Below are 9134 nucleotides of genomic sequence, written 5' to 3'. Positions count from 1 at the left end.
GGGACGGCCCGGCCTGGCTGCACCTCGACCTGGACGTGGTGGACCCGCGCGACCTGCCCGCGGTGACCTACCCCGAACCGGACGGCCCGCGCTGGGCAGACCTGATCGCGCTGGTCACGCCGCTGGCCCGCGCCGACCGGCTGCTCGGGATGAGCGTGACCGACCTGAACACCGACGAGGACCCCGACGGGCGGCACACCCGACGCGTCGTCGAGGTCCTCACCGAGATGCTGGTCGGCTGACCGGTCAGCCGTCGGCCGTTCCCGGTCGCGCGGTGCGCTCCGCCCACGCGTGCAGCGCGTCGCGGTCGCCGGCGCCATCGAGGTTCAGCGCCGCCTCGATCAACGCGAGGTGGGTGAAGGCCTGCGGGTAGTTGCCCAGAGCGGTGCCATCGGCGTCGAGCTGCTCGGCGTACAGGCCGAGCGGCCCGGCGTACGCGCAGAGCCGGTCGAACAGCTCGGCGGCCTGCTCGCGTCGCCCCGCCAGGACCAGTGCGGAGACCAGCTCGAAGGAGCAGAGCAGGAACGCGCCCTCCTCGCCGGGCAACCCGTCGTCGGCCGTGTACCGGCGGATGAGCGCCGGGGCGACGGCGAGATCCCGCCGGATGCGGTCGACGGTGGCCACCACCAGCGGGTCGCCACCGGCAAGGAACCCGACCAGGGGCATCCGGAGCAACGACGCGTCGAGTTCGGTCGAGTCGTACGCCAGCACGAAGCTGCCGACGCCACTGTCGAAACCCCGCTCGATGACGTCGGCGTGCACGGCGTCGCGTGCCCCGCTCCACCGCTGCACTGGTGCGTCGTGGTCCCCGACCAGGCCGGCGAGGCGGATACCCCGGTCGAGGCAGACCCAGGCCATCATCTTCGAGTTGACGTAGTGCCGCAGCGGCCCCCGGATCTCCCAGATGCCGTGGTCCGGCTCCCGCCACCGGGTGGCCATGGTGTCGACGTGCCGGCGCAGCACCTGCCACTGAGCGCCGGTCAACTCCCCGGTGAGCTGCTGGTACGACAGCGCGGCGTCGAGCACGTGCCCGTACGTGTCGAACTGGAGCTGCTCGGCGGCCTCGTTGCCGATGCGCACCGGCCGCGAGCCGGCGTACCCGTCGAGGTGATCGAGGATCTCCTCCTCGCGGGTCACCCCGTGGATCCCGACGAGTGGGCTGAGGACGTCGCCCGCCCCGCCGCACGTGGTGAGCAGGAAGTGCAGGTAGCGACGACCCTCCTCGGCGTGGCCCAACCGGAACAGGGCGAGCAGCAGCAACGCGGCGTCGCGGTGCCAGGTGTAGCGGTAGTCCCAGTTGCGGACCCCGCCGATCTCCTCGGGCAGCGAGGCGGTGGGCGCGGCGAGCAACGCCCCGGTCTCGTCGAACGACAGGCCCCGCAGGACGGCGGCGCTGTGCCGCACCTGCTCGCTGCCCTGGCCGGTGTAGTCGGCGCGGTCCGACCACTCCCGCCAGGTGCGGCAGGTCTGCTCCAGCAGGTCGGCCGGGTCGACCTCGTCGATGCGGCCCGGGCCGTAGCCGAGCAGCACGTCGATCGTCTGCCCCGCGCGCAGCACCACCTCGGTACGTACCGTCGCGCCGTTGACCCGAAACGGCAGCGCCGAGCGGAGCCGCAGCCCCGCCTCGGCGGCCACCCACTGGTCGTCGTCCCGGTGCCAGTCGACCGCGCGGGCGCCGTACCCGGGGCGTGGCGTCACCTCGGCACGCACCCGCATCGACCCGGCACGCACGTGCAGGCGGCGCACCAACAGCTTGTCCGCGCGGAACGGCTGTGCGGCATCACCGGCCCGTACGGCGAGGAAGTCCTGACCGACGGCGCTGCCACCGGCGGCGCGGTACGCGCTCTCCACGACCAGGGTGCCGGGCAGGTACCGGCGGACCGGCGCGGCGTCAGCGGCGACGGAGAGGGTGAACGCGCCACCGACGCGACGGTCCAGCAGCCGCGCAAAGACCGCGTCACCCTCGAAGTGCGGCACACAGAACCAGTCGACCACGCCGTCCGCGCCGATCAGCGCCCCGGTGTGGGTGTCGGAGAGGAACGCGTACGAGTCGATCGGCGGCGTGTTCGCGGAGCCGAAGGCCGGCACGCGGCTCCTTACCCGGCGGGCCGGCACGGAAACGCGACTACCGGTCGCGCCGACGGGTAGTCGGCCGGATGCGACAGTTCGTCAACTGGTCCGGCAGCCTTTCGTTCACCCCGCTGGAGCTCGCCGAGCCGGCGGACGAGGACGCGGTACGGGAGTTGGTGGTGCGGGCACGCCAGGACGGCAGGACGATCCGCCCGGTGGGCTCCGGCCACTCGTCGAGCCCACTGGCGCGCACCGACGACATCCTGCTCAGCGTGGATCGGCTCGCCGGAGTCATCACCGAGGACGCCGATCGGGCGCGGGTGTGGGCGGGCACCAAGCTCAAGGCCCTCGGTGAGGGGTTGTACGACGCCGGGCTGGCCATGGACAACCTCGGCGACGTGGACTACCAGTCGATCGCCGGCGCGACCGCCACCGGCACGCACGGCACCGGCATCGGTTTCGGCAACCTGTGCACCCAGGTGACCGGCGTTCGCCTGGTCACCGGCACCGGCGAGGTTCTCGACATCTCGGCCGACGACAACGCGGACCTGTTGCCGGCGGCCCGGCTGTCGCTGGGCGCTCTCGGAGTGGTCACCCAGGTCACCCTGGACGTGCAACCGCACTACGAGTTGCACCGCCGGGCGTGGTGCGCGCACATCGACTGGACCCTCGACCACCTGGCCGAATTGCAGCACACCAACCGCAACATGGACTTCTACTGGTACCCGCGCAGCGACGAGACACAGATCCGCACCCTGAACCGCACCGACGGGGGCTCCGACGTGCGGGTGTGGGCCGCGCCGCGGGTGCCGGACTCCGGCCCGTGGGGCGCACCCCACGAGATCCGGTCCGGTCCGATCCACCGCACCATCCCGCAGGAGCGGCACCTGCGGTTCGAGGAGATCGAGTACATGCTGCCGTCGGAGGCGTTCCCCGCCTGCTTCGCCGAGGTCCGGCGGCGGATCCTGCAACGGCACCGCACTGTTGTCGGCTGGCGGGTACTGGTGCGCAGCATCGCCGCCGACGACATCTGGTTGAGCAACGCGTACGGCCGGCCGACCACCACCATCGCCTGCCTCCAGAACACCTCGCTGCCGTACGAGGACTACTTCCGGGACATGGAGGCGGTCTTCCGGCAGTACGGTGGCCGGCCGCACTGGGGCAAGAAGCACTGGTTGACCGCCGGTGACCTGAGGCCCCTCTATCCGCGCTGGGACGACTTCCGGGACGCTCGCCGCCGACTCGACCCGGACGGGGTGTTCCTCAGCCCCGACCTCGCCCGGCTGCTGGAGGAGAGCCGATGACCGAGATCGGCGCCCGCGTGTGGGTCGTGCCGGGCGGGCACATCCCGTTCCCCAGCAACGGCCCCGAGCCGGCCTTCACCAGCTTCGATCAGCTGTGCGTCCTCAACGCCACCGGCACCCGCGCCGACGCCGAGCTGCACCTCTACTACGAGGACACCGAGCCGGTCGGCCCGTACGCCATCACCGTCGACGCCCACCGGGTACGACATGTTCGGCTCAACGACCTGATCGACCCGGAAGCGGTACGGCTCGACCGACCGTACGGCTGTGTGTTGCGCTCCACGGTGCCGGTGGTGGTGCAGTTCCTGCGCCAGGACAGCCGGCTGCCGGGGGTCGTCGCGATCGCTGCGGCCATGGCGTACCCGGCGTAACGGTTCGGCGCAGGTTCGCTCGTGGGCCGGGCCGGGTACCCCCGGCCATGAAACCAACGGCCGCGGCGACCGGGGCGCGAACGGCGGCGGGCAACCTGCGGGCTCGCGTCGCGCGGGCCGGCCGGCAGAGCGGCCAGCGGATCCGGCTCTACCTGATCGTGGCGCTCCAGGCCGGCCTGGCCGCCGCCCTGGCCTGGCTGGTGGCCAGCGAGCTGTTCGGTAACCCGGAGCCGACGTTCGCGCCGGCCGCGGCGGTCGGCGTCATCGCGGCGTCGCTGGGCAAACGTGCTCACCGCGCCCCGGAGTTGGTCGCCGGGGTGGTGCTCGGCATCGGCGTGGGTGACCTGTTGATCAGCCTGTTCGGCACCGGCCCGTGGCAGACCGGTGTGATCGTCTTCCTGGCGATCGCGGCGTCGGTGCTGGTACGCGGCACCGGCGCGCTGATGACCCAGGCCGGTGGTACCGCCGTCCTCGTCGCCACGCTGACCCCGACCGCGCCGGACCTGGAACTGCCCCGCACTGTCAACGCGCTGGTCGGCGGAGCGGCCGGACTGTTCGTGATGCTCGTCCTGCTGCCCCTCAACCCGATGCGGATGGTGCGCCGCTCCGCCGAGCCCGCCCTGGACCTGTTCGCCCGGGAGATGACGGCCTCCGCGCAGGCGCTGGCCGAGGCGGACTGGGACGGAGCGCGGGCGGTGTTGGACCGGATGCGCGACGCCGACCCGCAACTGCGACAGCTCGTCGCCGTGACGACCGCCGCCGACGAGGTGGTTCGGCTCTCCCCGGTGCGCTGGCGACGACGCCGGGCGATCGCCGCGTACCGGCGCGGGGTGACGCACATGGAACGGGCCTTCCGCAACAGCCGGGGTCTGGTGCGCCGGATCGGCACCGCCCTGCGCGACGAGGAACCGGTGCCGGCGGCCCTGCCCGCGGCGGTGGAGCACCTCGGCGAATCGGTCCGGCTGCTGCACCGGGAGTTCGTCGCCGGGCAGGAACCGGTGCAGGCCCGGGAGCGGGTGCTGCGCGCGGTCCGGGAGGCGGGCGTGGCGTGCCGGCAGGACCTGGGATTCTCCGGGACGATAGTGGTCTCCCAGCTGCGCACCGCCGCCAACGACCTCCTGCGGGCCACCGGCGTGCCCCGGGACGAGGCACGCCGGTTGGTCCGCGAAGCCGCCGCCGGCTGACCGGTCGACGCCTCAGGTACGCCGATGGTGCATGCCGAGGCGCAGCAGCACGAACCGCAGCACCGTGGCGGCCAGGTTCGCGGCCACCAGCACGGCCAGCTCCACCGGCCGGGCCGGTACGGTGGAGACGACGTGCAGCACCGCCAACGCGCCACTGGTCAACGCCAGACCGAGGGCGAAGGCCAGCAACCCCTGCGCGTGGTGCCGGGCGGCGTGCCGGCGTCCGCTGATGCCGAACGTGAGCCGCCGGTTCGCGGCCGTGTTCGCCACGGCGGTCGCCAGCAGCGCCACCAGGTTCGCCGGTTGCGCGCCGAGCAGACCCCGGGTGGCCACGAACAGCAGCAGGTACGCGAGCGTGCTCGCCACCCCGACCGCCGCGAACCGGACCAGCTGCCGGGGCAACCCGACCGGCACCTGCCCCGACAGCGCCTGCCCCGGCAGCGCTTGGGCGGGCTGTGCAGGCGGCGCGGTGAGCGGCGCCCGGCCGAGTTGTGCGCGCAGGTCGGCCAGGGGCAGCGCGCCGGTCAGCAGCGCCCTGCCCAGCCGGCCCACGCCACGCAGATCGGCCAGGGCGGTGGCCACGATGTCGACGCGGCTGTCCGGGTCGTCGACCCAGTCCACCGGCACCTCGTGGATGCGCAGCCCGGCCCGCTGGGCCAGCACCAGCAGCTCGGTGTCGAAGAACCAGCCGGTGTCCCGCACCAACGGCAGCAGTTCCACGGCCACGTCGGCGCGGATCGCCTTGAACCCGCACTGCGCGTCGGAGAACCGCGCCGCCAACGCCCCGCGCAGCAGCAGGTTGTAGGCCCGCGAGATCACCTCCCGCTTGGCGCCACGCACCACCCGGGAGGTACGCGCCAACCGGGTGCCGATAGCCAGGTCGGAGTGGCCGGAGATGAGCGGCGCGACCAGTGGCAGCAACGCCGCAAGATCGGTGGAGAGGTCCACGTCCATGTATGCCAGCACCGGCGCGGACGACGCCGACCACGCTGCGGAGAGCGCCCTCCCCCGCCCCTTGGCGTCCAGGTGCAGCACCTCGACGCCGGGCAGCTCACCGGCGAGGCCGTCGGCCACCTTCAGAGTGTCGTCGACGCTGGCGTTGTCGGCGATGGTGATCTGGAACGGGTACGGGAAGTTCGCGCTCAGGTGGGCGTGCAGCCGCCGTACGCACGGCCCGAGGTCGACCTCCTCGTTGTAGACCGGGATCACCACGTCCAGCACGGCCGCCGTCGGTCGGGCCTGGACGGCGGCCCGTGGTCCGCCCAGCGCGGTCACGACGCCTCCGCACCGGCGCTGAGGTCGTAGACGGTGACCCCGTCGACGGTCTGCGCCGTGAACGTCTCCGCGACCCAGGCGGCGATCTCCTGGGAGGCCGAGCTGCCGCCGTTGGCCCGGAAGCCACCACCACCGACGAAGTAGTGGATCTTCTTGTCGGCCACGTAGCGCTGGAACTGCGCGAGGGTCGGTGAGGGGTCGCTGCCGTTGAACCCGCCGATCGGCATCACCGGTTCGCCGGTGGCGAGCTGATAGCCGGACGCGTTGTTCGAGCCGATGGTCGCCGCCACCCAGGTGTAGTCGGCACTGTCGTTCTGCAGCAGCTCGCGTAGCGCGGCGCTGGGCTCACGGGCGTCGAGCAGCCCGCCCATTCCCCCACCGGCCGAGCGCCCCTGGCCGCCGGTGGCACCGGGCCCGCCGTTGCGACCACCGCCGGGGAAGCCCGGCAGCTGACCGCCGTTCTGGCCGCCACCGTTCTGGCCCCCGCCCGGGAACTGGCCCCCGCCAGGGAAGCCACCGGGGAACTGGCCCCCGGCCGGCACCTCCATGCCACCCGGGGGTCGCCCACCGGGGAAGCCGCCCCGGCCGAACCCGCCCGCCACGGACGGGCCGGCGCTCGGGATCGACCCGGTGTGCGGGGTCGCGGCGGTCTGCACCGCGTACGCCACCGGGCCGGCGAGGGCCGCCGCCGCGCCGAGGCCCAGCACCACCGGCACCACCCGGCGGGGCAGCCGGGTGACCAGCAGGAGCAACACCGCCCCGACCAGGCCGGCGACGAGCACAGTGGTCCGCAGCCACGGGTACCAGTCGGGGCTGCGTCCGAGCAGCACCCACGCCCACCACACGGTCACCACGAGAGTGCCGGCGAGCGTCGCCGTGGCGGCGAGCGGGCGCAGGCGTTGCCACCGCGTGCCCCCCACGACGTCGTCGGCGGACGCGGGCAGCGAACCACCCGCTGACGTTTCGGCGACCGCAGCGACAGCCGAAGCTTGTCGCCGCTCGCGCCAGAGCAGCGTCACGCCGATGCCGACCAGCGCGCCGATCGCCGGTGCGAGCGCCACCGTGTAGTAGGCGTGGAAGATCCCGGACATGAAGCTGAAGATCAGACCGGTGACCAGCAGCCAGCCGCCCCAGAGCAGCAGCCCGGCCCGGGTGCGGTCGGTGCGGGTCGCCCTTCCGGCCAGCAGCAGGCCGACCACCAGCAGGATCAGCGCGGCCGGCAGCAGCCAGGAGACCTGACCACCGATCTCGCCGCCGAACATCCGCAGCACGCCGTTCTGCCCGGAGAACGGGCCACCGCCGCCACCCGGCCGCGCGCCACCGCCGCCGACGCTGCCGACCTCCTCGCCGGTGATCCGGCCGAGGCCGTTGTAGCCGAGGGTCAACTCCAGGATGCTGTTGCCCTGCGAGCCGCCGATGTACGGGCGGGCGCTGGCCGGCACCAGCTCGACCAGCGCCACCCACCAGCCGGCGGAGACCACCACCGCCAACCCGGCCAGCAGCAACTGCCGGACCCGCCGCCAGAGCCCGGTCGGCGCGGCCAGCAGGTAGACGCCGGCGAAGACCGGCACCACCAGGAACGCCTGCAACATCTTGGTGAGGAAGCCGAAGCCGACCAGCACACCGACCAGCACGATCCACCGGGTGCTGGCCGTCTCCAGCGCGCGCACCGTGGCGTACGCCCCGGCGACCAGCAGCAGGACCAGCAGCGCGTCGGGGTTGTTGAACCGGAACATCAGCGTCGCCACCGGGGTGACCGCGAGGACCGCGCCGGCGATCAGACCGGCGGCCGGCCCGTACCAGCGCTTCACGGTCGCGTGGAGCACGCCGACCGAGGCGACGCCGCAGAGCGCCTGCGGCACGAGCATCGCCCAGCTGTTCAGGCCGAAGACGCGTACGGACAGGGCCATCAGCCACAGCGACGCGGGCGTCTTGTCGACGGTGATCGAGTTGGCGGCGTCCGACGAGCCGTAGAGGAACGCCTTCCAGCTCACCGAGCCGGCCTGCACGGCCGCGGCGTAGAACGAGTTCGCCCAGCCGGACGCGTCCAGGCCCCACAGGTAGAGCAGGCCGGTGGCGAGCAGCAGGATCGCCAGCGCGGGCCGGGCCCAGGCCGGCGAGCGGCGCGTCGGCGGCGAGTGCTCGTCGGGGCGTGCGGCAGTTGGCGGCTCGGGTTCGGCGGGTGCCGGCACCAGGGTCTCGGTTCTGTCCATGCGGCCAGCCTTGAGGGCTCGCCTGGCGCGACCCCGTGTGCGAACTATGCGTCAGCTGTGGGATTCGGCAGCCGGACGGTGAACACGCTCCGACCTGGACGGCTGTCCACCCCGACCGTGCCGTGGTGGGCCTCCACCACCGCCGCGACGATCGCGAGACCGAGGCCGGTGCTGCCGTGCGCGCGGGATCGGGAGCTGTCGCCCCTGGCGAACCGCTCGAACATCTCCGGTTGCAGCTTCACCGGCACCCCCGGCCCGTCGTCGGCGACGGTGAGCACGGCACTGGCGGCGTCGACGGCCAGCGTGGTGGTGACAGTGCTGCCGGGCGGGGTGTGCACCCGGGCGTTGGTGAGCAGGTTCGCCACCACCTGGTGCAGCCGGGCGGCGTCGCCGGGCACCCGGATCGCCACCTCGGGCAGTTCGAGCTGCCAGCGGTGCTCGGGGCCGGCGACGTGCGCGTCACTGACCGCGTCCACCACCAGGGCGGTCAGGTCCACCGGCTCCACAGCGAGCGGCCGGCCGGTGTCGAGGCGGGCCAGCAGCAGCAGGTCGTCGACGAGGCTGGTCATCCGGGTGCTCTCCGACTCCACCCGGCGCAGCACCTGGAAGCCGTCCAGGTCGGGCAGCATCACGTCGAGCACCACGGCGTCCGGCTGGAACTGTCGGGCGGTGCCCAGCGCCGCCATGCCGTTGCCTGCGGTGCGGACCTGCCAACCC

General features: G+C 73.2%; 8 protein-coding genes. 4 read left to right on the top strand and 4 right to left on the bottom strand.

Annotation, left to right across the window (positions count from 1 at the left end; translation table 11 throughout):
• On the top strand, nt 1–242 hold a 242-nt coding region (locus tag KBX08_RS31620; protein WP_210787433.1), incomplete at its 5' end, for an arginase family protein.
• Nucleotides 243–246: 4 nt separating this feature from the next.
• Here KBX08_RS31620 and KBX08_RS34825 read toward each other — a convergent pair.
• Nucleotides 247–2088 (bottom strand): glycoside hydrolase family 15 protein, encoded by a 1842-nt coding sequence (locus KBX08_RS34825; protein ID WP_210787432.1) that lies wholly within the window; start codon nt 2086–2088, stop codon nt 247–249.
• A 68-nt stretch (nt 2089–2156) separates the two neighbouring features.
• On the opposite strand from KBX08_RS34825, the gene KBX08_RS31610 reads away from it, so the two are divergent.
• From KBX08_RS31610 to KBX08_RS31600, 3 genes are read left to right on the top strand one after another with little or no spacing between them, the layout of a single operon-like run.
• Nucleotides 2157–3374: a D-arabinono-1,4-lactone oxidase gene (locus KBX08_RS31610; protein WP_210787431.1), complete on the top strand. Its 1218-nt coding sequence runs from the start codon at nt 2157–2159 to the stop codon at nt 3372–3374.
• Entirely contained in the window at nt 3371–3745 is a 375-nt protein-coding gene (locus KBX08_RS31605) for a sensory rhodopsin transducer (protein WP_112680675.1), read from the top strand. The genes KBX08_RS31610 and KBX08_RS31605 overlap by 4 nt, the downstream gene beginning before the upstream one ends.
• Nucleotides 3746–3792: 47 nt before the next feature.
• A complete protein-coding gene (locus tag KBX08_RS31600; protein ID WP_210787430.1) occupies nt 3793–4929 on the top strand; it encodes an aromatic acid exporter family protein in 1137 nt (378 codons plus the stop codon).
• 12 nt (nt 4930–4941) lie between these two features.
• On the opposite strand, the gene KBX08_RS31595 is transcribed toward KBX08_RS31600, so the two are convergent.
• From KBX08_RS31595 to KBX08_RS31585, 3 genes are all read right to left on the bottom strand, one after another.
• Nucleotides 4942–6204, bottom strand: a complete 1263-nt coding sequence (locus tag KBX08_RS31595; RefSeq protein WP_210787429.1) for a dolichyl-phosphate beta-glucosyltransferase — start codon at nt 6202–6204, stop codon at nt 4942–4944.
• Nucleotides 6201–8417, bottom strand: a complete 2217-nt coding sequence (locus tag KBX08_RS31590; protein WP_210787428.1) for a glycosyltransferase family 39 protein — start codon at nt 8415–8417, stop codon at nt 6201–6203. Before KBX08_RS31590 ends, KBX08_RS31595 begins: the two co-directional genes overlap by 4 nt.
• Nucleotides 8418–8461: 44 nt before the next feature.
• Nucleotides 8462–9134: ATP-binding protein (locus KBX08_RS31585; protein ID WP_247670405.1), on the bottom strand; the 673-nt coding region annotated here is incomplete at its 5' end.

The organism is Micromonospora sp. H61 (assembly GCF_018070325.1).
GTDB lineage: Bacteria > Actinomycetota > Actinomycetes > Mycobacteriales > Micromonosporaceae > Micromonospora > Micromonospora salmantinae.
Note: the sequence above shows the minus strand (reverse complement) of the source record. Positions and strands in the feature narration are given on the sequence as shown.